The sequence below is a fragment of the Paenibacillus sp. FSL L8-0502 genome, from assembly GCF_038593055.1.
GTDB classification, from domain to species: Bacteria; Bacillota; Bacilli; order Paenibacillales; family Paenibacillaceae; genus Paenibacillus; species Paenibacillus polymyxa_D.
In genome coordinates, this window is record NZ_CP151958.1 from 3,832,885 (window position 1) to 3,858,551 (window position 25,667).

Annotated in this window: 26 protein-coding genes and 1 other annotated feature; of the genes, 4 read left to right on the forward strand and 22 right to left on the reverse strand. The window is 46.4% G+C overall.

The genetic code is table 11. The features are described 5' to 3' along the window. The first annotated feature begins 225 nt into the window (after window positions 1–225). On the forward strand, window positions 226–792 hold the full coding sequence (locus NSQ57_RS16585; RefSeq protein ID WP_342425036.1) for a hypothetical protein: 567 nt from the start codon (window positions 226–228) through the stop codon (window positions 790–792). Window positions 793–874: 82 nt separating this feature from the next. Here NSQ57_RS16585 and NSQ57_RS16590 read toward each other — a convergent pair whose 3' ends face one another. From NSQ57_RS16590 to gpr, 6 genes are all read right to left on the reverse strand, one after another. Continuing rightward, entirely contained in the window at window positions 875–1,351 is a 477-nt protein-coding gene (locus NSQ57_RS16590; RefSeq protein WP_029515360.1) for an N-acetyltransferase, read from the reverse strand. A 156-nt stretch (window positions 1,352–1,507) separates the two neighbouring features. Then, window positions 1,508–2,695, reverse strand: coding sequence for a radical SAM family heme chaperone HemW (gene hemW / locus NSQ57_RS16595; protein WP_029515361.1), 1,188 nt, complete (start codon window positions 2,693–2,695; stop codon window positions 1,508–1,510). Between the two features lie 335 nt (window positions 2,696–3,030). Continuing rightward, entirely contained in the window at window positions 3,031–4,845 is a 1,815-nt protein-coding gene (gene lepA / locus NSQ57_RS16600; RefSeq protein WP_342425037.1) for a translation elongation factor 4, read from the reverse strand. 71 nt (window positions 4,846–4,916) lie between these two features. After that, window positions 4,917–5,432: a hypothetical protein gene (locus NSQ57_RS16605; RefSeq protein WP_029515363.1), complete on the reverse strand. Its 516-nt coding sequence runs from the start codon at window positions 5,430–5,432 to the stop codon at window positions 4,917–4,919. Between the two features lie 28 nt (window positions 5,433–5,460). Then, window positions 5,461–6,720 (reverse strand): stage II sporulation protein P, encoded by a 1,260-nt coding sequence (locus NSQ57_RS16610; protein ID WP_029515364.1) that lies wholly within the window; start codon window positions 6,718–6,720, stop codon window positions 5,461–5,463. Between the two features lie 222 nt (window positions 6,721–6,942). Next, window positions 6,943–7,944, reverse strand: a complete 1,002-nt coding sequence (gpr, locus tag NSQ57_RS16615; protein ID WP_029515365.1) for a GPR endopeptidase — start codon at window positions 7,942–7,944, stop codon at window positions 6,943–6,945. Window positions 7,945–8,142: 198 nt separating this feature from the next. Between gpr and rpsT the strand changes: the two genes are divergently transcribed. Then, the gene (gene rpsT / locus NSQ57_RS16620; RefSeq protein ID WP_013311181.1) at window positions 8,143–8,415 is read left to right on the forward strand and encodes a 30S ribosomal protein S20; all 273 of its coding nucleotides are present in this window, start codon (window positions 8,143–8,145) and stop codon (window positions 8,413–8,415) included. A gap of 143 nt (window positions 8,416–8,558) precedes the next feature. Here the strand turns inward: rpsT and holA are convergent, their stop codons facing one another. From holA to NSQ57_RS16660, 8 genes are all read right to left on the reverse strand, one after another. Then, complete coding sequence (gene holA, locus NSQ57_RS16625; protein WP_029515366.1) at window positions 8,559–9,590, reverse strand: DNA polymerase III subunit delta; 1,032 nt, start codon at window positions 9,588–9,590, stop codon at window positions 8,559–8,561. Window positions 9,591–9,803: 213 nt separating this feature from the next. Next, complete coding sequence (locus tag NSQ57_RS16630; RefSeq protein ID WP_165148979.1) at window positions 9,804–11,261, reverse strand: zf-HC2 domain-containing protein; 1,458 nt, start codon at window positions 11,259–11,261, stop codon at window positions 9,804–9,806. Beyond that, on the reverse strand, window positions 11,258–11,806 hold the full coding sequence (locus NSQ57_RS16635; RefSeq protein WP_013311184.1) for a sigma-70 family RNA polymerase sigma factor: 549 nt from the start codon (window positions 11,804–11,806) through the stop codon (window positions 11,258–11,260). Before NSQ57_RS16635 ends, NSQ57_RS16630 begins: the two co-directional genes overlap by 4 nt. 403 nt (window positions 11,807–12,209) lie before the next feature. Further along, window positions 12,210–12,422 carry a hypothetical protein gene (locus tag NSQ57_RS16640; protein ID WP_069010454.1) on the reverse strand — a complete coding sequence of 71 codons (213 nt, stop codon included), beginning with the start codon at window positions 12,420–12,422 and terminating at the stop codon, window positions 12,210–12,212. A 126-nt stretch (window positions 12,423–12,548) separates the two neighbouring features. Further along, entirely contained in the window at window positions 12,549–15,122 is a 2,574-nt protein-coding gene (locus NSQ57_RS16645; protein ID WP_340887098.1) for a ComEC/Rec2 family competence protein, read from the reverse strand. Then, on the reverse strand, window positions 15,052–15,204 hold the full coding sequence (locus NSQ57_RS16650; protein ID WP_238794850.1) for a hypothetical protein: 153 nt from the start codon (window positions 15,202–15,204) through the stop codon (window positions 15,052–15,054). Before NSQ57_RS16650 ends, NSQ57_RS16645 begins: the two co-directional genes overlap by 71 nt. 178 nt (window positions 15,205–15,382) lie before the next feature. Continuing rightward, a complete protein-coding gene (locus NSQ57_RS16655; protein ID WP_069010453.1) occupies window positions 15,383–15,901 on the reverse strand; it encodes a cytidine/deoxycytidylate deaminase family protein in 519 nt (172 codons plus the stop codon). A gap of 89 nt (window positions 15,902–15,990) precedes the next feature. Beyond that, window positions 15,991–16,638: a ComEA family DNA-binding protein gene (locus tag NSQ57_RS16660; RefSeq protein WP_165148973.1), complete on the reverse strand. Its 648-nt coding sequence runs from the start codon at window positions 16,636–16,638 to the stop codon at window positions 15,991–15,993. Between the two features lie 294 nt (window positions 16,639–16,932). Here NSQ57_RS16660 and comER point away from each other — a divergent pair, with 294 nt between their 5' ends. Next, window positions 16,933–17,778 (forward strand): late competence protein ComER, encoded by an 846-nt coding sequence (comER, locus tag NSQ57_RS16665; protein ID WP_029515371.1) that lies wholly within the window; start codon window positions 16,933–16,935, stop codon window positions 17,776–17,778. On the opposite strand, the gene leuS is transcribed toward comER, so the two are convergent. Next, complete coding sequence (gene leuS, locus NSQ57_RS16670) at window positions 17,759–20,197, reverse strand: leucine--tRNA ligase (protein ID WP_069010451.1); 2,439 nt, start codon at window positions 20,195–20,197, stop codon at window positions 17,759–17,761. The genes comER and leuS overlap by 20 nt on opposite strands. Before the next feature lie 61 nt (window positions 20,198–20,258). Continuing rightward, window positions 20,259–20,516 (reverse strand) — a binding site (T-box leader). 184 nt (window positions 20,517–20,700) lie between these two features. Here leuS and NSQ57_RS16675 point away from each other — a divergent pair. Next, window positions 20,701–21,090: a tautomerase family protein gene (locus NSQ57_RS16675; RefSeq protein WP_029515373.1), complete on the forward strand. Its 390-nt coding sequence runs from the start codon at window positions 20,701–20,703 to the stop codon at window positions 21,088–21,090. Between the two features lie 72 nt (window positions 21,091–21,162). Here the strand turns inward: NSQ57_RS16675 and NSQ57_RS16680 are convergent, their stop codons facing one another. The 7 genes from NSQ57_RS16680 to aroE all read right to left on the reverse strand — a co-directional run bounded on the left by NSQ57_RS16680 (window position 21,163) and on the right by aroE (window position 25,611). Continuing rightward, window positions 21,163–21,936, reverse strand: a complete 774-nt coding sequence (locus NSQ57_RS16680) for a class I SAM-dependent methyltransferase (protein WP_029515374.1) — start codon at window positions 21,934–21,936, stop codon at window positions 21,163–21,165. Window positions 21,937–21,939: 3 nt separating this feature from the next. After that, complete coding sequence (locus NSQ57_RS16685) at window positions 21,940–22,848, reverse strand: S1-like domain-containing RNA-binding protein (protein WP_029515375.1); 909 nt, start codon at window positions 22,846–22,848, stop codon at window positions 21,940–21,942. Continuing rightward, window positions 22,845–23,192, reverse strand: a complete 348-nt coding sequence (gene rsfS, locus NSQ57_RS16690) for a ribosome silencing factor (protein ID WP_013311194.1) — start codon at window positions 23,190–23,192, stop codon at window positions 22,845–22,847. Before rsfS ends, NSQ57_RS16685 begins: the two co-directional genes overlap by 4 nt. Beyond that, window positions 23,189–23,785 carry a bis(5'-nucleosyl)-tetraphosphatase (symmetrical) YqeK gene (gene yqeK / locus NSQ57_RS16695; protein ID WP_341039668.1) on the reverse strand — a complete coding sequence of 199 codons (597 nt, stop codon included), beginning with the start codon at window positions 23,783–23,785 and terminating at the stop codon, window positions 23,189–23,191. The genes rsfS and yqeK overlap by 4 nt, the downstream gene beginning before the upstream one ends. Continuing rightward, the gene (gene nadD / locus NSQ57_RS16700; RefSeq protein ID WP_341039669.1) at window positions 23,769–24,359 is read right to left on the reverse strand and encodes a nicotinate-nucleotide adenylyltransferase; all 591 of its coding nucleotides are present in this window, start codon (window positions 24,357–24,359) and stop codon (window positions 23,769–23,771) included. Before nadD ends, yqeK begins: the two co-directional genes overlap by 17 nt. Window positions 24,360–24,376: 17 nt before the next feature. After that, window positions 24,377–24,673 carry a ribosome assembly RNA-binding protein YhbY gene (gene yhbY, locus NSQ57_RS16705; RefSeq protein ID WP_013311197.1) on the reverse strand — a complete coding sequence of 99 codons (297 nt, stop codon included), beginning with the start codon at window positions 24,671–24,673 and terminating at the stop codon, window positions 24,377–24,379. A gap of 68 nt (window positions 24,674–24,741) precedes the next feature. Continuing rightward, window positions 24,742–25,611: a shikimate dehydrogenase gene (gene aroE, locus NSQ57_RS16710; RefSeq protein WP_029515378.1), complete on the reverse strand. Its 870-nt coding sequence runs from the start codon at window positions 25,609–25,611 to the stop codon at window positions 24,742–24,744. Window positions 25,612–25,667: the final 56 nt, after the last annotated feature.

Consider the following 25,667-nt stretch of genomic DNA (forward strand, 5'->3'; position numbering starts at 1 on the left):
CCGACCTGATCATTGTCAAGTCAGATCAGTATTTTCAATAAACAAGATTTATCACAGCAGTTTAGTTTACTGGAATGAATCCAGAACGTTTACACTTTTTCACGAAAAACCTCAATATCCAGCGTATAAAAACCGTATTTATGTATAGTGACACAGAAAATAGAAAAATTCGAGACTATGTCTCCATACCATTATAACTTCTTTGTCCTTGAGGAGGAATTAAATTTGAGAACTAATCGCCGCAACCTTTTATACGCATCGATCGCACTTTTACCTACAATTTGTATGTTTCAGATTTTAATCGAGTTGTTTCCGTATACAGGACTAGGAAGAATAGTTGCTTTGCCATTGGTTTTCATCCTGAATGCAGCCCTTATTATTTCAGTCATCCATTTAATTCGTAAATTAAGCCCCCTATGTTGTGCCTTACTCTTGGTTCCTACAATACTTTTAAGCATATGGAATACCATTTTGTTTTACCCTCAAGAATTCAGTCCAAGTATTCCCAAGCAAATAAAATACAGTATATCGGCAATACAACATTACGATGATTTAACACTAGCCGATTGGGAAGGATATACACATAGTCCAAGCAGAAGCGGAGAGTCTGAAAGATATGTTGTCGCCTTGTATAAATATAAACACCGAGTTCCATTAGACGGCACTGCATATTTTTATAATGATACTGATTATCATAAGGACCATCCCATAAGAAGCCTGAATGGAATACCTTCCGAGCTGGAGCCTCATCATCAATTCATTTGGTGGTTGCTCAAAACATATGAGAAATAAACCCGCATTAAACAATGTAGGCTGTATAATATACGCATGATTAGGTCCTGATGAAAAAAGAACTGACCTCATTATTGACAGGTCAGTTCAGTACTTTCAACACTGCGATTTCATCACAATTGTTTTGTTTACTACAGTGAATGCAGTCGGTCCATACCTTTTCAGGGAAAATCTCTTTGCTTACTACATCAAAACCGTTTTTTATAAAAAAGGAGACCTCGTAGGTCAATGCCATAATTTTAGGAATACGTTGCCGCCGTGCTTCTATCATAAGGCCCTCCACGAGCTTAGAGCCAATACCCATACCTTTGTGTCCCTCAGAGATGCCAAGGGAGCGAATCTCTACCAGGTCAGCGCCCAATTTGCATAAAGAACCACAACCAACAACTTCGCCGTCCACCTCTGCAACAATAAACAGCTCCAGTTGGCGCGTTAGCACTTCCCTCGAACGTGGCAGCATAATCCCCCGCTCTGCATAGCCGCTAATCATTTGATATAAAGGCTCCACATCCTCAGGAACCGCACTTCTGCACAATACATCTTTACACACTGAAGCCATCTTGCTCTCCTCCTACCGCTTGCCGCATATAATGAATAAATATACAACATCACGCATAGAATCGCAATACTCCATTTACCCTGCTGTGACAGAATGGTGTAATAAAATGATGGTCCCAGCTTACGAAGTTGAAACGCGCTGTATTGAAGCTACGACTTATGAATTTACCGTGATTGAACCAATAAACTCTGCAAATACATCATTTCCGAATAAAATGCCACGTTCACTCAAACGATAACCGTCCTCAATCGATTCGATTAACCCCGCATTGAGCATTTTTCCAAGAGGAGCAGTAAACGTATCCTCCAACGCCTGACCGAATTGAGCTTCAAAGCGAGACTTGGAAACGCCCTCTAGCATTCTCAAACCGACCATAAGAAAATCCTCCATGGCTTCCGCCGCTGGCACCTCAAAGCTATCTAGACGCGGCAAACCATTACGACTAGCCTCCACATAAGGGTTAATGCCCTTAATGTTCATATGGCGCTCTCTGCCAACATATCCATGTGCCCCAGCTCCGAGACCGTAATAGTCCTCATTTCGCCAATAGGTCATGTTGTGCTTGCTCCCCAAGCCTGGTTTTGCGAAATTACTAATCTCATACTGTTCATAGCCCGCTTCTTTCATGCGACGCATGAGGAGTAAGTACATTTCCAGTTCGTCATCCTCATGTGGAAGCGGTAGCTGATTTTTCTGGTACAGCGTGTGGAAGAGCGTGTTTTCTTCAACCTTCAAACTGTAGATAGAGTAATGAGGAAGCTCCAACTCTAGCGCTCTACTGACGCTTTCATGCAGCATCTCCACCGTTTGATTCGGCAAACCGAACATCAGGTCAATCGACAGGTTGTCCAAGCCAACCTTACGTGCGTTTTCCAAACTACGATATACGTCATCTGTACTGTGAATACGACCTATGCCTGTGAGTAGCTCATTCTGAAAAGCCTGTACGCCAAAGCTGAGTCGATTGACGCCGCCTTCTTTCATCACAGAGAGTTTTTCAAAATCAGTGGTACCTGGATTAGCTTCCATGGAGAACTCAATATCTTCCGCCCAATGCGGGAAGTAGGTTCGGACGCTCTTCAGGAAATATTCCATTTCTTTCGGATTTAGGGTAGTTGGTGTTCCACCCCCGACAAAAATGGTTTTAATCTCTCCTGGTGGGTGAAGCTTAACTGTATGTTCCATCTCCCGTTCCAGTGCATACAGATATTCCATAACAGGTTGATCCTTGAGCACATAAGAGTTGAAATCACAGTAAAAGCATTTATTCGTGCAAAAAGGTATATGCAGGTAAACCGCTTGAGGCGCGGATGAATGTTCATGTTTTTGTATGGATGCGGTCATACCGATCCTCCTTGTCAATTCAGGGAATAGTGAAAAAATGCGCCGAGGTCTCGACAACCGCTTCGTGTTCCATTTGATCTTCTGATCGCTGTTACTCCAGATTCAAATGGACCACTCCGCTGCTGCCTACCACCATCGATCATTTTTTTGTAATGTAGGTGTTGCAGTAAGAGTAAAGCATCTATAGAAATACGCTAAAGATACTGTTGTTATACTATTTTTGCAACTGAGATAACAAACACTCCATCTCTGGATAGCTTGCTCAAATAAATAACGTCCATTCTCCATGCACGGCAAATGCCCCATGAAAGAATGGACGAATACTTCAAACAACTTTACTCATCTATTTTCAGTACCGCCATAAATGCTTCCTGAGGTACTTCTACGTTACCGACCTGCTTCATACGCTTTTTGCCCTCTTTTTGCTTTTCAAGCAGCTTCCGTTTACGAGAAATATCGCCGCCATAACATTTGGCCAAGACGTTTTTACGCATCGCCTTAACGGTTTCACGCGCCACAACCTTTGTTCCTACAGATGCCTGGATCGGCACCTCAAACATTTGACGCGGAATTAGCTCGCGCAGCTTCTCACAGATAATACGTCCGCGATGATAAGCCCGATCTATATGCACGATGAACGACAGTGCATCGACCTGCTCGCCATTCAACAAAATATCCATTTTCACCAGGTTGGACTGGCGATAGCCTGAAATCTCATAATCAAAGGAAGCATAGCCTTTGGTACTTGATTTAAGCTGATCGAAGAAATCATATACGATTTCAGACAGTGGAATTTGATACGTAATGGTTACCCGTGTCGTATCCAGGTATTCCATATTTACATACTCACCACGTTTGGTTTGACAAAGCTCCATCACCGTACCCACGTAATCATTAGGGACGATAATGCCTGCTTTTACATAGGGCTCTTCCACATGTTCAATCCGTCCGATTTCCGGATAATTCGATGGATTGTCGATCTGGATCGTTTCCCCATTCGTCAACTTTATGCGGTAAATAACACTTGGTGCCGTTGTAATCAGCGGAATGTTAAATTCACGTTCAATCCGTTCCTGGATAACGTCCATATGAAGCAGACCAAGGAAGCCGCAACGGAAGCCAAAACCCAACGCGCTTGATGTTTCCGGCTCAAAACTGAGCGAAGCATCGTTCAGTTGTAGCTTTTCAAGCGCCTCACGTAGATCGTTATACTCCGATGTTTCGATTGGATACAAGCCACAATATACCATCGGATTAATTTTCCGATAACCTGGCATCGGTTCTAATGTTGGATTTTTTGCATCTGTCACTGTATCCCCGACACGCGTATCACCCACATGCTTGATACCGGCAACGATAAAGCCAACATCACCGATGTTCAGCTCGTCCACGATGTTCATACGCGGCATAAAAGCACCAACTTCAATAACCTCAAACGTTTTGTCAGTCGCCATCATTTTAATTTTCGAACCGGCTCGGATACTACCATCCACAACGCGAACATATACGATAACGCCTTTATAAGGATCATAGTGCGAATCGAAAATGAGTGCCTTGAGCGGATTATCCGGATTACCTTGCGGAGCAGGCACACTTCTGACCACCTGTTCCAAAATTTCTTTGATGCCGATTCCAGCTTTGGCTGAGGCATGTACGGTCTCGCTCGTATCCAAGCCGATAACATCCTCGATTTCCTGCTTTACCCGCTCAGGATCAGCACTTGGCAAATCAATCTTGTTAAGCACAGGCAAAATCTCCAGATTGTTGTCCAACGCCAAATATACGTTAGCCAACGTCTGTGCCTCGATTCCCTGCGCGGCGTCTACTACCAGCAAAGCACCTTCACAGGCTGCCAAACTACGGGATACCTCATACGTAAAATCGACGTGTCCCGGTGTATCAATCAAATTCAAAATGTACTCTTCGCCGTCATCGGCCTTATAAGTGAGTCGCACTGCCTGGAGCTTGATCGTAATTCCGCGCTCCCGTTCCAGCTCCATCTGGTCAAGCACTTGCTCCTGCATTTCACGGGAAGTGAGTGCACCGGTATATTCTAGAATCCGGTCAGCCAGCGTGGATTTACCATGGTCTATATGTGCAATGATACTAAAGTTCCGAATTTTACGTTGTCTTGCCAAAATGTCAGTCATGCCTTACCCCCACACAATGCCTAGTGTCAATCAGCTTATTATAGCAGTTGTAAGGGGGGTCAGCAATATTTCTATTCTGTTACTCCATCAAATACAGATACGACCCATCGAATGCCCTGTCTCGACAGGTTTTGAAGCAACCCAGCTGTTTTGTCCGCCATAGTATCCACCGAGGCTTGCTGTCCCTTGACGGCTAGCAGTTCACGCGGTGTCTCCAGACCCTGAGTATTGACATGTTGCGCAGTCGTCGAATACCATCTGGATGCTCCGAGCTGCGTCTGTTCCTCATTTTCTTCCCTTCCACCAGCTTCATTTATACCCGCTTCCGTTTTCGGCTCAACCTTAACTTCTCCACTTGTGCTATACGTACCGCTATATGCACGAGTGTTAGCTGCGGGTGTGTCCTCAATAATCGTCTGTTCATATCCAACTTTCTGTTGATTTACCGATTGAATCGTATTCCCTCCGTTCCATTCCGGCCCATACACTGAACGCAGACCAGATCCTGCCAGTTGCATACCAAGAAGAATACCTGCCCCCATAAGCAGTACAAATCCAAGTGCTTTCTTACGAAAATGTCCAGACATTACCTTCCCCCCCTTACTGCTACCTCATTTAATTATCGCTGTTGCTCTTTTTTGTATCCGATACATTAGTGCCCGCTTTCTGAGCTTTCTGATCTTCCCAATACACTTCACCGATCATGTCCGCCAAAACGTCCGAGGTCCGTTTCAACTCCTCCTCGGTGTTATCAATACCCCCGATTTCAATTAAAATGCTATGCGAAGACAAGCTTTGATTGTATTCACCGTTGTTGCCTTTGCCACCATCTTTCCCCCATACACCACGTGATACGCCATGATACGATTTTTCCAGCTTTTCATGAATACGAGCAGCAAAGGCTTCATTTTCGCGCCAATTTTTGTTGTCATGTCCTATAATAAAATACACCTTGGCATAAGAAAGTCCATTAATGGTTGCTGTTGTTTTTCCATGACGTTGCGAATCCCGGTGGATATCAAGCAAATAAGTTAAACCTTTATTTCCTGCTAAAGCTTCCTTGACTGTTTCGCGTGAATATTTATAGGAATAGTTCCAATTGTAATTTTGAACTGTAGTAGCATAATCCTTGTTTACATGCAGTGTGGATATCCCCTGCTTTTCCAGCCTCTTCTTTACAAAGTCCCCTACCCTTGACACATTGGCCGATTTAGAACCTGAATTGGGATTGGAACTGGTTTTGCTAAGTAGTGGGTTATATGCTTCTCTGGGATGAGAATGGTAGATTAATATGCGCTTGTCCCCTTTGGCCGTATCACCTGGATGATCCTCACGTACCGGATCTGTTTCCGGTGTTGTCGGAATATTCGGCGTATTAGTCGGTGGGTTCTCAGATGCATCTGAGCCACCAGGAGCATCCGTCGTTCCCTGATCGGGCTGATAATCCGTAGGACCCTCTACCTTGATGTTCCCCGAACCCTTGCGCAGCAAGACAGGTGCTCCTGCAGACATGCCAGGAATCTCACGAGAAATGAGACTTTTGGGATCCTGCGGATTAATGCCTGTAAGCATCTGAAATACAAAAGGCGACCATTGTTCACCCGACAACGAAGATTGCTGCTTCTTTTGTGCCAAATGAGGTACTTCCATACCTAGCATATCCGCAAAAAAACCGCTGGACACCGAGCCTGCCAATCCTTTCATCGAAGAAACAGGAGATGTTTGTAGACGATTTTCTGCCAATCCCCCTAGCCCCAAAATGACAAATAAAAGCGCCGAGCCCATGATCAGCAGCACAAGCGTATGTCCCATCGCCAAAATTTCGATACCTTTTCTTCTCCATCTTCCGACGTTCCAGGTCTGAATTTTTTTCATGTGAGCCTTGTCCTCCTTCGTCCCGTCGAAACCCGCTTTATATTTGGAACATAGGGTTCCTATCTGCTGCGGAAATCTCTTATATTTCAACTCTATGAACGGAGAACAATTACTAGAACACAAAAAATCTCTACCACAGGTATATCACCTCCCTTTTTGAAAGAGATTAGATTCCTGTTAAATAGAGACTTTTGTGTGAAATACGATTTTATCAACCCTTGATTAATGCGTATATGCGGCGACATTGCCAGGATCCACAGCTTCGTGCAGAGCAGCGTTCAATCCAGTAGCAATGATGTTCGCGATATCTTCAATAAATTCATCGATTTCTTTAGGAGTCACAATCAGATCATGTCCCAGCGGTTGCAGTACCTCTCTCACCAGCCCAAGTCTCTCAGGTTCTGAAATATCGTCCAGCATCCCCAGGATTGCTTTTGTAGAAGCCTTTTCTTTGGTAAAATGTGTTTTCATCAGTTCAATTACGTTATTGACAATGGTCGAAGCGTAGCATACCGTTGGAACGCCGATAGCGATACACGGAACACCCATAATATCCTTGGTGATACCGCGCCGCTTGTTGCCAATACCTGAACCCGGATGTATCCCGATATCGGCCACCTGAATGGTCGTATTGACACGCTCCAGTGAACGTGACGCCAGTGCGTCAATGGCAATAATCAGTTCTGGCTTTGTGCGATCCACGATGCCTTGAACGATTTCACTGGACTCAATCCCCGTAATACCCAGGACGCCCGGCGCAATTGCGCTCACATCCCGATAGCCCGGGTTGATTTGATCAGGTGTCAGTTCAAAAAATTGACGAGTCACCATCAAATTCTCAACGACAAGCGGACCCAGTGAATCGGGAGTGACGTTCCAGTTGCCCAGACCTACCACCAGTACCTTTGCCGTATTAGAAATCCCTATTTTTTGTATAAAATGCTCCATTTCTTTTGCAAATGCAATAGCTACACGTTGCTGGAGCCCCGTATCGCCTTCACGCAAGCCGGGTACTTCCAGTGTGACGTAATGCCCTTGTACCCGCCCAATACGGTTGGCTCCTTCTTCATTCAGTACATCCAGCCGTGTGATTTTGATTCCGTCATCTTCCTCCACGTTCTCACTGATGCCCGCCAGAGGTACAGGCTGATCCCGTTCGGCCAATTCTCTTGCCTCTAATGCCAAATCCGTGCGTACCGCGTACTTCTGCAAATCCAGATCCATCTTTTGAGCCTCCTTGGATGCCATCTTTGACTATAGTGTGCGAGACACCCAACAGGTTTATGCACATCCATTTTCATCCTGTAATTCGCATCGCCTCAGAATGTTTTCTTATTGCAATTTGAGGTGTGGCATGCTAAAATATTTTAAGTTGTGAAACGTTTGTGTTCATAAGTAATGCCTTTACAGGAGGTGAATGTAATGCCAAACATCAAATCCGCTATCAAACGCGTTAAAACTAGCGACAAACGCCGTGCGTTGAACGCTTCCCAAAAATCCGCGCTTCGTACAGCAGTAAAAGCTGCCGATACAGCGTTGGTAGGTAACGAAGCTGAAACTGCTGCTGCTGCTTTCAAAGTAGCTTCCCAAAAGCTGGACAAGGCTGTAACTAAAGGTCTGATCCACAAAAATGCAGCTGCCCGCAAGAAATCTCGCTTGGCGAAAAAACTTAACGCTCTTACAGCTCAAGCGTAAGCAAGAGCTACTTTCATACGTTAATGAAAAAAACCTGACCAGCCTTGGCTGATCAGGTTTTTTTAGTTTATAACTTTTATTCGTTTACAGCATCAGCATTCTGCGCTACATAAGCTGACTCTATTAGCAGCACATGAGTGGAATTAGATCGAAGCCCCCGCACCCATTTTCATCAAAAATAGCTCCAGTCCCAGTACCTTGTCAACGACACCTGTTTTCATATGATAATCCAGCTCGCCCAATTCGTAGAGAAGCTGACGTAGCTGCTCAGGGCGGAACCTCCGCGCTTGGTCCCCCGCAACTTTCACCCCATAAGGATGCAAACTAAGCTGACTCGCAATTTGTTGCTGGGAATAGCTTTGACCTGCCAGTTCTTTGACCTGTAACATAATACGGAACTGTCGCGTGATCAAAGCGGCAATCTTGATCGGTTCCTCTTTTTGCTTAAGCAACTCATAAAAAATACTGAGCGCCTTATCCAGCCGCAAATTAGCCAGATCCTCAACCATCGCAAATACGTTTTGCTCTGTGTTACGAGGCACCAGGGATTCAATATCAGCGGATGAAATCGTTCCCTGTGCTCCTGCGTACAAGCAGAGCTTGTCTATCTCGGCAGCCAAGGATTGCAGCCCAGTACCTGTGAATTGAATGAGGCTTTCAGCAGCTCCTGCAGCCAATTGCACTTCTCTTTCTCCTGCACGCTTATGGATCCAAGCCACAAGATCATCTCCACCCATTGGAGCAAAGGCAATAACCGAAGCATCACTTTTTAGCTTTTTGACAATCTTTTTCCGTTCATCCAACTTTTCAGCCTGAACCGTAAAAACGATGACGCTATAGTCAGTCGGGTTATCCATATAAGTCAACAGCGTCTCAAGCCGGTGCTCTATCTTACCGCTATCTTTGCCTGCTGCAAATACACTGGTATCCCGTACAATAATCAGCTTCTTTGGTACCAGAAAAGGCGCTGTTTCCGCCTCCTCCACAACCACCTCAATTGGCGTTTCGGTTAAATCATAAGGAATGATGGCGAAGTCACGATGCTCCTCTTCCACCACTTTCTCTTTAAGCATCTCAACAAACTGCTTCATTTGGTATTTTTCACTACCGTATAGCAAATACACTGGCGAAATGTCGCCTTTGCGAATAGCCTTAGAGGCTGTTTTTACATCCATTTTCCGTTCCCCCCACCCACTGATCGTACCTGACATCCGAGCGGAAGGCAAGTCATGACACAAACGAAGGGACCCTACCTATAGGCAGGATCCCTTCACCACCATCTATATCAACACGGCAGCAGAAAGCTCTAGAAACTTTCGGCCGTCGGGATACGACGTCGGTTCATATAGTTTATTCCCTGTTTTTAAAAGTGTGTCAACTTCGGGAAACTATTTTCCAGTGCTGCGCGGAACGGTGTACGTATATTTACTTGCAGTCCCATCCTGCTCCGTCTCATACATAAAGGTCTGGCTGTCTTCCGACCAGCTTCCTTTGACCCAGGCACCTTTTAGAGTACGGACTTCCAGTGTTGTTCGGTCTACACCGTTATCGGAAAGCTTATACACTTTCAGCTTTTTGCCCTCAATAGCCACCGCATAGCTACCATCAGGCGAGTTGAGCTGATCTGTAGAGACAGATTGGGCACTATAGTTGGAGGCATTATTGTTGTCCGGAGAGACCAGTGAATTAGATACAAAGCCTTCTTTACGAACCGGGTCTTGTGACACGGATGATTGCTGATCATTAGAAGCTGCATTGCTGCTATCCGTTCCCAAGGCATTGCCCGAATCCTTGGTGATGCTTCTGGAAGTCGCTTCTTTCGACGCTTCATTTGACGCAATTCGATCCTGTACCTTCAAATCCTGACTAAGCGACGAAGATGAATCATTCGTACTTGTGTTACCATTATTATCGTCCTGAGCAGTACCCGCTAGGGGTGCTTTTTCCATTTTCGGTTCCAACTGTTCATCAGGAGCAATCGTGGATTGATCAGATTTTTCCTGACTTAGCTGTTTGTCCTCAGATTTAGGAGCATCTCCAGCAGACGGATTTTCCTTTGTCACCTGACGATCCGTACGTAGCTGTCCATGCCCTTCATCCTGACGAGAAGAATGTTCGGCTTGTGCAGACTTCGTCGAATCTTCCTCCCCAGCTCGCTGATCGTCACGTTCCCCAGCATCCCGTTTGGAAGAGTTCTTTTCATCGTCTGCATTAGTTGCACCTTGTTTGCTCAGGCCAGGATCTTTATCCGCAGGTGGCTGAGATGCATCCGTTTCTTGCCCCTGCTCTGACGGCTGCTTTGTAGAATCCGAACCAATGGCTGTATCATGTCCTCCACTGCCATTGGCTGTACCTGGAAGAGTTTCCGTCTGATTCTGCGGATTCGTCACTTCGGGCGACTGGGTAGTAAGTATGCCTTCCGCATCTTGTACTGTTTTAGGCTCGAAGTTAAATACTACAATCCCCAGTACAACAGCAGCGGCAGCCACGCCTATAGCAGCGCGCCCAGCCATTCGATTCCACCAAGGTATAGGCTGGGTACGTTGTCTAGGCACTGGTCCAGGCTCTACAGCCACAGGCTGCATTTCCTGAAGCGCACTTCCCTGCTCTTCACGTGCGCGGTCAATGGCATCAAGCTGAGGCAGGATGGAATCCACCAGGCTGAACGCCGGGGAAACCGCAGGCAATTCCTCCAGCTCGCGAGAGAGTGTCTGAAGAATAAGAAATTTTTCCGCACAGTCCGGGCAAGTCGCAATATGGTTCATTAATTGGGACGTCTCTTCTTCGCCCAGCTCATGATCCACATAACGCTGCATCCAATCCATCACCTCTTCCCCACACTTCATCCTGATACACCACCTTTCTGATATTCCTGAAGTAGCCCTTGCAATTGCTGTCTTGCACGATATAAGTATGACTTGACCGTATTTAGCGGCAAATCCAGAGAATCTGCAATCTCGTTATAGGAGAAATCCTGCAAATATCTTAAGACAATTACCGTCCGGTGGTGCTCCGGAAGCTGTTGTATAGCCTCACGAACATCCTGTGCCATGTAAGAGGTCAACACCTCGACCTCCACATTTTGGGGATCGTTGAATATCATGTCGTGCTCGTCAATGGAAACCGAGGGCTTCGTTCTTCTGAATTTGTCGATGCATATATTCGTTACAATGCGTTGGACCCAGGTTTTAAACTGCGCTTTTTCCTCATAAGAGTTAATTTTGGAATAGATCCGTATGAGGGCTTCTTGTGAAGCATCCATGGCGTCCTGCTCATTGTTTAGAATGTAATATGCCGTACGGTACACATGCTGTTCTATCTCTCTTAATAGGGTAATGAGAGCGTCGCGATCGCCCGATTGAGCGGCTCGAATGAGTCCCTGCTCTACCACAAAGGATCCCCCTCTCCCTGCAATATTACAGACGTATCCCTTTTACAAATTGTTGCAGGATAGACGTCTGACACTAATTTTATTTTTTCAACAAAAAAAATTATACCAAAAAGCCCAGAATCCCCAGCGTATCCTCCCTTAGAATAACAGAAAAAGGGAAGGTAGTCACCTTCCCTTAGCTCCTACTACATCTAAATGCTAGCCTATCGAGCTGCAAGATCATATTGTTACTTCTTGGAAATCAAAAAATCCGATATGCATTCTAATTGATAAGTCAGAGCAATCGGATCTTGAAAATAAAAATCTTCGATTGAGTATTGATATACTTTACCTGATTTAACGGCAGAAAGGTTCTTCACACGCTTTTAGATAAAATATCTTTTCCTTGGCTGCTCCATCACCTCTAATACCCAACATTAAATAAGAAGAGTAATTGTACCTTTATCACTTTCATATGTACGCGTGGCAGCTTCATCTCCAGTTGATGTGGTCTTGGCAGCAGCCGATTGACCGCTTTCCGTTGCAGTCTCACCCCCACTTGTAGCATTGCGCTCAATACCAGCATTAACGAAATGATGAACAAACAAGCTGAAGCTCTAAATTTAAAATAACTCACAATATTTCCCCTATTAATAATGATTCTCATTTTCATAACTCATTTGATTCTATCAAAGCTTACAGCTACTGTCCATGTAGATTGGATTCAAAGCAAACAACACACTCCTAAGAGTGAGCACCCGTTTTAGTGTGTTGTTGTATTCGTATCTGTTTTGTACTGTTTGCGTTGGTACCGCACACTCAGTTTTCCTTGCTGTGCTCGAATCTGTATCTCTCCCATCGTATCGGTTCGATATATAGCAGAATCAACTGCTGACAAACGTTCCAATACCGCTTCATTCGGATGTCCGTAAGTATTGGTCGCACCGACCGAAATGACAGATACTCTCGGTCGCCAGTAGGATAACCACTCTTCCGAGGTAGAATACTTGCTGCCGTGATGTGCTATTTTCATGACATCTATAGCATTCCTTGCCCCTCCCGTTGCTCCCTCATCTTTCAAACGGAATGAAGAAGGGGTTAATTCAGCAAGCAACAATGACTCTGCTGCATCATCCATATCTCCTGTGAACAAAAAGGAGGCTCCCTCCATCTCCAATATCATGGCAACAGAGTAATGATTTTGTTCCTTCATAACAGGCAGCTGTTCAGATTCGTTATCCGGTAGCGTAAACGGATAGAGAAAGCGGATTTTCGTAGCCTGGTCTGGTTCCCATTCCATGCTATGATGTGCCCCGTACAGCTTGATCTGCTTATCTAAAGCCGTGTTCAACAGCTTACGGAATGGAGCTTTATCTGTCAGGGTACCATTAAAAAACAAGGTAGATACGGGAATCTGGTCAAGCACAGCTTGTAATCCTCCGGCATGATCATGATCTCCGTGTGTTAAAATGACAGCATCTAGTCGATGCACACCTCGTTGCTTTAGTAAGGGTACAAGCGTATCTTTACCTACCTCGTAGGGATCTGCACGCTTGCGCCAAGCATTTTTCCCTGTTGCAAAGTCCATTGTTCCCCCGCCATCAACCAAGATATGTTTCCCGCCCGGCGTTGTGATTAAAATGCTGTCACCTTGGCCCACATCCAGATATTGAACAATTCCCGTATTCCCCTCACCAGGAGATTGGTAACCTGTATACAATATTCCAAGCCAAGCAATAACACTTAGAGCCAGTGCCAAATGACGATAACCATTCCACTGTCGACGCGCAAATCTCCCTGCTCCCTCAGGTTCAAGAGCCGTATGCAATATAGCCGCCCACTCTGAAGAAGCTGCTAATCCTGTATAGATAGTTGATGAATTGGGAGTAGAGTCCAAGACGGTAATGTCGTTCGTTTTTCTGCGGGATGTCAGCCATGTTGTGAGCCAGTACAAAACACTGTACAAAGCTACGTAATACGCTATGACCCACAGAATGGAGGAAGACGGCCAAATACTCACATAAGCATCATCCACATTCAGCCATTTTACTAGTAAAAAGGTCAAATCGTTCAATTGCTCTGCCGGCCAAGCAAAAATGCGAGCCCCATCCCCCCACAAAAAGGCAACTCCCATCGCCACCGTACCCAATGGAAGCACGATATATGTAATAAGAGGTACAAGCACAAAATTGGCCGCAAATGATAGCAGCGAAAATTGATTAAAGTAGAATACCGTCATTGGAAACGAAACAAGCTGTGCCGTAATTGTAATCGCAACTTCACCGCCGATCAGGAAAGGCCATTTGGCGAAAAACGGCTTCATAAGCGGCATATAAATGAGCAACCCACCTGTCACCAAAAAGGAAAGCTGAAAGCTGACGCTAAGTAGATAATATGGATTCCAAATCAGCATGAGCAGCGCGGATATACTTAGAATATTAAGTCCGTCTTTGAGCAACCCTCGTCGGGCTGCAAACAAGCCGATCATCGCCATAATTCCTGCCCTCACAACAGAGGCAGAAGCACCAGTCAGCAGGACATAAGCCGGAATGAGTATCATCACGACCGTAAGAGATGTCTCGCGGCTAACTCGTAACAGCCTGAGTAGATATAATAGTGTAGCTGCATATACCGCCACATGCATGCCCGATATTGCTAAAATATGCGTTAAACCAAGCTGCGTAAACTCGTTATAGGTTGCTGGGTCCAACTCATCTGTTACCCCAAGTACCAGTCCTTTCATATATCCTGCGTGATGAAGCGATGTAAATGCCAGTTCCATTCTCTGTCCTAGCTGCTCCCTAAGCTGGTCATTCCACCTGAACAAAGTGTAGCGGTTCCATAGTGAAGCATCCTGCTTCTGTAACGAGGCTGCCCCATCGCCTTTGAAAAACCAGTGGATTTCCTGTGTGTGCAGGTATTCACTGTAATCAAAGCCACCAAAGTTCCCCGCTTTTGCAGGAGCCTTTAAGGTGCCACGCAGTAGGATCGCATCTCCACGTTGCCATGCTGCCGCAAGTTGCTGTTCCTGCTTGGCAGCCAACTTGATATGAACAATGACCTGTTCAGAAATTGGTGCACGATTCTCGTCCTTGTTCGAATGATTTCCGAAGTGATTGATTGAAGTAACTCTCATCTCAAACTGTGTTCGATCACCATCTACCTGCACTTCAGAAGCGATAAACCCTGCTGCTTGAACAGGCATGTCTTCCACCATAGATGACGATACATGAAGAGCATCGGGAATACTGCTAACATTATGCATATCATGCCAAAACCAATGAAATCCACCTCCGCTGAATACAAGCCAAAGTAACACCATATGCCGGATGGGGATTTTCATCAATAAAGCTATAAGCGGAAAGATCAGAGTAATCCCCGCCCAGAGTAACAAAAGCATACGTCCAGAATACAGACATGCTCCTGCACTTCCTGTAATCCAACAAACAGTAAGGGTCAATATAGGTCTAGTTAACACAAGCTTAGCTTGAATACGATCACCTTCCGGTAGCAAACATTGCTTTCTGTTTAAAAACACAAAACAAAAAGAACCTCTGACAAAATAGCATTCGTCAGAGGTTCTTCCTCGTTTACTTTTTAATTCATAACATCCATCAGCGTTTCTTTTGGTGGATGATAGGTCTTCAGCATGCGAAAAGCGATGCCCTTTTCCTCCATCATAGCACGAACCTTGTCGGCATCTTTGGGATAAGGTCGGTGGTATACAATCTCCACAATACCGCTGTTCGCCAACATATTGGCACACGTCCAGCATGGCTGGTCGGTGACATATACTGAAGAGCCTTCACGATCAATTCGGTCAGTAAACAGCAGCAGGTTCTGCTCTGCATGAATAGTGCGAATACAACGCTGCTTTTTAACCATTTCCTCGTGCCCATCACGGTGAACGACCTCATACTCCTCTGAAATCATACAACCTGCCTCTGAACAGTCAGGCACCCCCGATGGTGCTCCATTATAGGCCGTCCCCAAGAGCTTTTTACCTTGTACAAGTACGGCTCCAACATGACGCCGCGCGCAGCGCGAACGGGTGGATACCATATAAGCGATATCCATGAAGTAGGTGTCCCAGTCCTTGCGTACATCTGCACTCATTTCCATCTCTCCCGTATAAACAAGTTAAAACGTAAAACATTTCCGCTATTGCCGTTCTCAGAGCCTGTAGATTGTAATTCTTATATAAGTTACAAGCTGACATACGGCTTCATTTTCGCCAACATTTTAGCTCCGATTCCCTTTACATGATCCAAATCGTTCACACGTTTGAACACCCCATGTTGATTACGATAGTTTAAAATAGCCTCGGCTTTTTTAGCCCCAACCCCTGGTAGCTCCATTAACTCAGCAGCAGTCGCCGTGTTGATGTTTACCTTTTTTTCGCCGGAAACGGGTGTAGTAACCGAATCACTTACCGTATTGGTCCTACTCGTCGTTGCACCACTCGAACTGACAATACCTGTGTCTGAGCTTGGATCTGCAACACCTGACTGCTTCTCGGTATTCGAATTTCCCGCAATAGAGTTTTCGCTCACAGCAGCAGATGCACCAGTAGAAATCTGCACAGTATCGCGTATCACTTTATCAGCGGTTTCAGCAATCCTACTACGCTCAGCTTTGTCTGAAGGTTCTTTTACAGCAGGCTTTTCCTGGGCAAAGTCACTGCTGCGCTGCGACTCATTTGGCTCTGAATCCATCGCCACAGCCTGCTCCACCTTATGGTTAAGTAAAGTCCACTCTTCTTGCGGCTCAGAACGCTGTCCTCCGGCAAATAAAATAAGTCCACTGCCGATTACAGCAAGCGTTATCGCTGTTCCTGTCCATACGCGTTTCATTTCCGTATCGTCCCCTACTCCACATGGATTCGAGAAATTGAGCCGACTGAAAACACCGCCTCTATCAAACAGAGCACGTCTGTCCAATTCCCGTTTAGCCGGAGGGTGTAAACAACCTCCATACGGTCTCGCTGTGAGCATTTTTACAATAAAGTGGTACGACCCCGGGCACGATCTAACATGCTCAGACATAAAATTCGTCATGTCGGCCAAGACCAGGCGCATACACTAAGAAGAATGACAGCTGACAGCACAGCGTCTATACCGCAAAGTATGAAAGGAGGACGTTGAACAATGAAAGTTGGATTTATCGGGACTGGCAGCATGGGAAGTCTGCTAATTCAGTCTTTTATTCATTCTAACGCACTCAAGCCGCAGCAAATATCAGCAAGTAATCGAACGCATTCCAAGGTAACCGAGCTAGCCCGTCGTTATCCAGGTTTGCATGCAGTCCAAAGCAACCGTGAAACGGCAGCGGAAAGCGATGTTCTGTTTATCTGTGTGAAGCCGCTGGAATCAAAAGCCGTAACGGATGAAATACGCAACGTCATTACAGAAGAGCAAATCGTCGTATCTATCACAAGCCCGGTGCAGATTCGTATTTTAGAGCATGCACTGAAAGCTAAAGTGTCCAAAATTATCCCCAGTATCACCCACCAAGTAGGCAGCGGAGCCTCATTATGCATCCATGGAAGCCGGATTACAGAGGAGGACCGCTTCCTTCTGGAAGAGCTTATGTCCCACATCAGCAGGCCGATTCGGGTTAAAGAATCTTATACTCGGATCACGTCGGATTTTTCGAGTTGCGGTCCTGCTTTCTTGGCCTTTTTTATGGACCAGTGGATTCAAGCCGCAGTTCAAGCTACAGGTATGGACCGTACGGAGCTATGCGCTCTGGCCGGTGAAATGATCATCGGCACTGGAAAGCTGCTCACGGAAGGCGGGATGACACCAGCCGAGTTACAGGCCAGAGTAGCGGTTCCCGGAGGTATTACCGCCGAAGCTCTCGCACTGTTGGACATCAGCCTGCATAGTGTCTTTCCCGAGCTGATACAGGTAACGCACAACAAATATGAAGAGGACATGCAAAAGATAGATGTCTCCTTCGGATTAAAGCCAATTAACCGGCAACAATATTAACCAGCTTACCTGGAACAGCAATTACCTTGCGGATCGTTTTGCCGGCCAGTGCCTGCTGAACATTGTCCAACGACACAGCGAATGCTTCCATCGCTTTAGCATCAAGATCCTTGGCAATCGTTGCACGCTGCACAATTTTACCATTCACTTGCACAACAATTTCCACTTCGGCGTCCACCGTCCATGCTTCATCATAAGCAGGCCAAGCCGCGTAGGTAATGCTATCATTGTGCCCCAGCAGCTGCCACAATTCCTCGGCCAGATGGGGTGCAAGCGGCGACAGCATTTGCACGAAGTTTTCCATTGCTGCACGCGGCAGAAGGTCTGCTTTATATGCATCGTTGGTGAAGATCATCAGCTGGCTGATCGCTGTATTGAAGCGCAGTGCATCCAGATCTTCAGTTACTTTTTTCAGCGTTTTATGCCAAGTACGATTGAACTCATCGCTACCGCCGTCATTTGTAATTTTATCGTTCAGGCTACCATCCTCGGAAACAAACAGGCGCCATACGCGGGACAGAAAACGATGTGCTCCCTCTACCCCATTCTCATTCCATGGCTTGGTCGCTTCCAGCGGCCCCATAAACATCTCATAAATACGCAGCGTATCGGCGCCAAACGTATTGACAATATCATCAGGATTAATGACATTACCGCGTGATTTACTCATTTTTTCATTGTTGTTGCCCAAAATCATACCCTGGTTGACCAGCTTATAAAAAGGCTCTTTCGTTTCCACTACGCCGATATCATACAATACCTTATGCCAGAAACGGGCATACAGCAAGTGAAGAACCGCATGTTCAGCTCCGCCAATATACAAATCAACAGGCATCCATTCACGTTGTTTCTCTTTGGATACAAGCTCTTTGTCATTTTTCGGATCAATAAAGCGCAGGTAATACCAGCAACTTCCTGCCCATTGCGGCATTGTATTCGTCTCGCGACGTGCTTTCATACCTGTCTCAGGATCAATGGTTTCCACCCAATCTGTTGCGTTCGCCAGCGGGGATTCACCTGTACCTGAAGGCTTAATATTGTCCATCTCCGGCAGTACGAGCGGAAGTTGGTCCTCAGGAACCGTTTTGATCGTTCCATCCTCCAGATGAATTACCGGAATCGGCTCGCCCCAATAGCGTTGACGGCTGAACAGCCAGTCACGCAGGCGGTAGGTGACTTTGCCGTGTCCTTTGCCCTCGGCTTCCAGCCATTCAATCATCTTCGGAATCGCGTCCTCGTTGGTAAGTCCATTCAGCGGGCCTGAATTCACGTGTGGTCCATCCTCAGTATATGGCTCATTAGCCACATCTCCACCTTGGACAACCTCAATGATATTCAATCCGAATTGCTTGGCAAATTCCCAGTCACGCGTATCGTGAGCAGGTACAGCCATAATCGCTCCAGTTCCGTAGCCTGCCAGTACATAGTCAGCAATCCAGATCGGCAGCTTTTCGCCGTTCACTGGGTTCACTGCATAAGCTCCTGTGAATACGCCTGTTTTATCCTTGGCCAGATCCGTACGCTCCAGATCGCTTTTACGAGCAGCTTGTTCACGGTACTGTTGTACAGCATCCTTTTGCTCAGGCGTAGTGATAATATCCACCAATTCCTGCTCTGGTGCCAGCACACAGTAGCTTGCGCCGAACAGTGTATCTGGGCGAGTTGTAAATACTGTGAGTTGCTCGTCATAGCCCTCAATCGGAAAACGAACCTCTGCCCCGGTAGACTTACCGATCCAGTTCCGTTGCATATCCTTAATACTCTCAGACCAATCCAGTTCCTCCAGATCATCCAGCAGACGATCCGCGTATTCCGTAATTTTCAGCATCCATTGACGCATTGGTTTACGGACGACCGGATGACCGCCACGCTCACTCTTACCGTCAATAACTTCTTCATTCGCCAGCACCGTTCCCAGCGCTGGGCACCAGTTCACAGGTACTTCAGCTACATATGCAAGGCCGCGCTTGTACAGCTGGATGAAGATCCATTGTGTCCATTTGTAATAATCAGGATCCGTCGTGCTGATTTCACGATCCCAGTCGTAGGAGAAGCCGAGCGATTTGATTTGACGGCGGAAGTTATTTACGTTTTTCACCGTAATTTCGCGTGGGTGCTCCCCTGTATCCAGCGCATGCTGCTCCGCAGGCAGACCGAAGGCGTCCCAACCCATCGGATGCAGTACGTTGTAGCCGCGCATTCTTTTATAACGTGAAACAATATCCGTAGCTGTGTAGCCCTCCGGGTGGCCTACATGCAGGCCGGCTCCAGATGGGTACGGAAACATATCCAAAGCATAAAACTTCGGTTTGCCCGGTTCTTCCCCGGTGCGGAACGTCTTGTTCTCATCCCAATATTTCTGCCATTTTGGTTCAATACTTTGCGGTTGATAGCCGTGCTTCGGCTGTGTGTCTGTCATTGTCTTTTCCTCCTCAAACGGTATGCAACAAAAAAACCTCTGCATCCCGTAGCGTGTCAGCGCTAGGGACGAGAGGTTATATTCCCGTGGTACCACCCTAGTTAGCAGAAAGCGTTCTTCGCGTTCTACTCCCTTTGCACCTGATAACGGAGGTGATCCGATGCGGGTTAATAACAGGATACAAGCACCAGTATAGGGCGTTCCTGCGTTGGACGCATATCTCCGAGGCGAGTTCACTTTGTGCTGTCAACCGGCTTGCACCACCCGCCGGCTCTCTACATGTCCAGACAAAGCTACTACTCCTCATCAGCGATTGTTTAACCGTTAATAATGGCACTATTATATTGAAAACCGCGAAAAAAGTCAAATAAGGACTACCTTTGGTGTTAAGAGCCCTCTCCATACTAAATTTTCATGACACATGCATACGAATGTTTTATAATAATTCCGAGTTAAATCGCTTCAAGCTGAGATGAGTTGAGATAAGAAAGGTGAGCTGAGACATGGCACAAATTAAAATTTACGGAATAAAAGAGACTCTAAATCCAATCAAAAAGCAACTTTCAGAGGTGATTCATTCTGCTGTGGTGGATGCGTTCAAATATCCTCCTGACAAGAGGTTTCATCGTTTTTTTCCTATGGATCAGGAAGATTTTATATATGCCGATGGTCGCTCTGAGGCGTACACCATTATTGAAATCAGTATCTTTGAAGGCAGAACGATAGAAGCTAAGAAGCAACTCATTAGCCTGTTATTCCAAAGAATTAACGATCTTTTGGGTATTTCTCCACAGGATCTTGAGATTACTATATTTGAAACACCCAAACAGAACTGGGGCATTCGGGGTGTACCGGGTGATGAGCTTCAGTTGAACTATAAAGTGAATATATAAGTGCAAAAAGACGCCCTTCATGTCATCATGAAAAGCGTCTTTTTTTTCCCATATTCGTTCAATGAATCTTTGCTATTTTACAGCAACATAAAACAGTCTCGCCGCGTCATCTTCTGCTTCTACCCATTCAAAATCCGCATATACCTTCACATCGCGAAAACCCGCTTTGGACAATTCTGCCTTCATCCAGTCTGGGTCATAGGCACGTTGTACATGTATTTCCTCGAAACGCTGGTATAGATCGCGTCCTTCATGTTCTGCTTTCGCAAAGATACTAAGATGATGCTCAATTTCACAACGGGGAGTGTCCAACGCACATGTCCAGATATATGAGATAGAGCGTTCGTCCAGTACGAAAGGCTGCTCTTCATCATAACGTAAAAACGTCTGGGGATGATGCACATCGAACAAAAAGGTTCCGCCAGGCTTCAGACCAACATGCGTTCTGCGAAAAGTAGAAATGATATCTTCTTCCTCCAACAAGTAATTCAGACAATCGCAAAAAGAAATTACAGAATCCACAGGCTCGGGTAAAATCCATTCTCTCATATCCTGCTGTATCCAGCGAACGCTTCCCTCACGAAACAATCGCTGTCCCTGTGGAGTGGTTTCCATTTTGCGACGGGCTACTGCCAGCATGTCAGAGGATAAGTCGATTCCAGCCACTTCGAACCCTGAGTTAACCAGGGGAATCGTAATTGAACCCGTTCCGCAGCCCAGCTCGGCCACCGTATGCGGCATCCCGTACTGATCCCAAGCCTGCCGTGCAAAGCGCAACCAGTCCGGGTACGGCATGTCCTGCATCAGCTCATCATACACATAGGCAAACTTCCGGTAAGAAGCCATTTTTTATTCCCCATTCCCGTCCTTCGGTTTCGGCATTTTCTCCACCAGGTAGGTCCAGTTTTCCTTTTGTGTAACCATTCCTTCCTTCATCAGCTTGCCCATCGCACGCTTGAAGGCGGATTTACTAATACCAAACCGTTGCTTGATAATATCCGGCGGTGTTGCGTCGGAGTAAGGCATACCGCCGCCCGGACGCTCTTTCAGAAAAGCAATCAATCGATCCGCATCCTCATCACGGCCCACTTCCTTGCGTGGCGACATTGCCAGATTGACCCGACCGTCTTCGCGAACAAGCGTGACCCGTACCTTAACCTCTTCGCCCAAGCGAAGCATCCGGTTGCGTTCTGAGGAGTGAATCATCCCAATCGCGCCAAAACCAAGCACCCCTCCGTCCACCAGAACGAATGTGCCCATTTGAAGCGGCTTGTACACAGTCGCCTGCACCCACGTATTCAGCCACGAATCAGGGGCGTGGAAGCACAACGGAGCCAGTTCCTGTTCCCCTGCCAGCTTAGCCCGCAATCTGCCTTGCTTGTCATGCTCCATAATGGCATACACGTAGTCGCCCACCCGAGGATGCAAATCTCGGTTTTCTGGCAACTCACGAATCGGCAGCAAAAGCTGACGACCCAATCCCATCTCCAGGAAACAACCCAAACGCGGATGCACATCGGCCACCTCAAGCTTAGCCATTTCGCCCAACGACAAGAACGGCTTTTTCATGGTTGCAGCCAAACGGTCCTCTGTATCGTGAAAAATAAATACCTCCAACCGTTCACCAACTTCAATTTCACGTGTCAGCTCCGTATAGTGCAGCAGCACATCCTGCTCACCAACAGTGAGAAAGTAGCCGAAAGGAGATACCTCACGATCCACCATAATGGTGACATAAGTACCGGCGATCAAACTCATACCTTTTCCACAACCTTAGCATCCGACCAGAGTCGTTCAATGTTGTAATATTCGCGCTCGTCGCGATGGAAGACATGCACTACGACATCCCCCAAATCCATTAGAACCCAACGGGCGGAATCCATTCCTTCGATTCCTTTGATAGTTACACCTTCATCATGAGCGCGTTTGCGAATTTCTGTTGCAATCGCCTGTACCTGTGTATCCGAATTACCGTGGCAGATGACAAAATAATCAGCTACAAGTGATATTCCCCGCAAATCCAGTGCGACAATATTCATTGCTTTTTTATCATTTGCGGCATCAACCGCTGTTTGCATTAATTGCTCATTAGTTAGGGTCATTCATGAACCTCCGTTTTTCTCTGTTTTAGTTGTTGAATCAAGTCATTGCGCGACAAGACTGTCAGTGGAAAAATAACCTTTTTCTTCTCCAGCAACAATGAAATTGTGGAGTCAAATCCAGCGACAAGGCCCTGCTCCAAACTTTTCTTTGCCTGTTTACGGATATGCTCAACCCCGGGAAAATCCCGTCCCGGTTCGATGTAATCAGCGAGACACACGACTTTGTCCAGCAGGCTCATACCTACGCGTCCTGACGTATGCCAGCGGATCGCATTCCTTATTTCAGAATCATCCACTCCGTAATCTCTTGCTGCAACGCAGTATCCTACCTCTGAATGCCAGAGCTGCTTGTCATGTTCCAAAAGCTCCTGATCACATTCGGGATGACTGCGAATCACCTCTTCCATCTGCTGAACAGGCCAATATTTCGCTAAATCATGCAAAATAGCCGCCAGTTCGGCCTTATCCGGATCTGCTCCATAACGCTTCGCAAGCTCCACTGAGGTATGCATAACACCTAGTGTGTGCTTCCAGCGTTTTTCAGGCATTTGACCAGATACGGCTTCCATTAATTGCTCACGGCTGTACTTCATACAAACCGCCCCTTGTAATATAGTCATGCACTCGATCAGGCACAAGATAACGGATAGTGCGCCCTTCCGCAGCACGCTCTCGAATATCCGTGGACGAAATGTCCACCACTGGCATATCTGCCAGCAGTACCTTGTCCTGCAAATATTGTGGCAACTCATCCATTGCAAGCTGGAATCCTGGGCGCCGAACACCAATGAAACAAATTCGCTGCGCCAGTTCCTCAATTCCCTGCCAATGAGGCAAGTAGTTCACCATATCCGCACCAATAATAAAATAAAAATCCACAGCAGAATGCAACTCCTGAAGCTCCTTGATCGTGTCAATGGTATAGGATACTCCCCCGCGAAGCACTTCAATATCCAGCACTTCAAAAGCAGGATGACCCGCCACCGCTTCACTCGTCATCTCCAGACGCTCTTTACCGCTCGCCCCCGCCTGATGCTTGTGCGGAGGAATATGAGAAGGCATAAACCATACTTGATCTAGCCCATAGGCATCTCTTGCCGCTTCTCCAGCCAGCAGATGTCCAATATGAATCGGGTCAAATGTACCACCCATAATACCGATTTTCATAATTTTCTCCCCGCATGTTATCCTCTAGGCAACTCAATTTCCTTATGGTCACGGGATTCTTTGTACAAAATAATAGTGCTCCCGATGATCTGTACAAGCTCAGAACCTGTCTCCGCGGCCAGTTCTTCCGCAATTTCATGCTTGTCGTCCAAACAGTTGTTCAAAATTTGTACTTTCATCAGCTCACGCTTTTCAATCGCATCGTTGATGTGACGCATAAGATGCTCATTCGTACCGTTTTTGCCTACTTGAAAAACCGGGTCCAAATGATGCGCCATTGAGCGCAGATATCTTTTTTGTTTACCTGTTAACATGTATATTTAACCCCTTCGTCGCCACATATGCAATGCAGCATTTCCATAATTTTAATGTACCCTCTTACTTACGACAGGCTACTCAGCACAGCTGCTCTCATTTGCTCTACAGCAGGGACAACCCCTGTAAAATACTCAAAAGCCACAGCCCCCTGGTACACGAACATGCCCAAGCCCCCATGTACAGTGCAGCCGCGCTGTTCACGGCTTTCCTGTAAAAGTCTCGTTTCCAACGGGTTGTAGATCAAATCACTCACAATGATTCCCTCCGGAATCAAGCTCGTTTCCAGTGGAAGTTCATCCGATAAAGGAGACATTCCCACCGAGGTTGTGTTAATCAAAACATTCACTGTGGCGAGCACGCTCTTGGCATCCTCGTTGGAATAACCCCTCACTGGGATCGCTTCCGTCGTCCACTCTAATGCCAGTTGCTCAGCTTTGTCACGTGTTCGGTTCAAAATAATGACCGATTCCGGCTGCTCCTCCAACAGAGCATGAATCACGCCACGAGCAGCCCCTCCGGCTCCAAGCACAGCAATTCTTGCTCCCTTCAACTCAACAGAAGTCTCTTCTTTGAGGGAACGTACGTAGCCAATTCCGTCCGTGTTATACCCCTTAAGCCGTCCATTATCATTTACTATCGTATTGACAGCGCCAATGAGTCTGGCACCTTCATCAATCTCATCCAGATATTTCATAACCTCGACTTTATGGGGAATCGTCACATTGACTCCGCGGAAATGCAAAGCGCGAATCCCCTTCATGGCATCTTCCAGCTGATCCGGTTTTACATGAAGAGGTACAAAATCTCCTTCAATCGCCGCTGCCTGCAAAGCTATTTTATGCATAAGAGGCGATTTGGAGTGCTTGATTGGATCACCCAATACGCCCAATAGTACAAGACCTTGTTCAGTCGCTTCAGACTCCCCGCTGTTCATCGTCGCTCTCCCCCATATTGCAAAATATTAGGCCGCACAAATACATGAATGGCGGC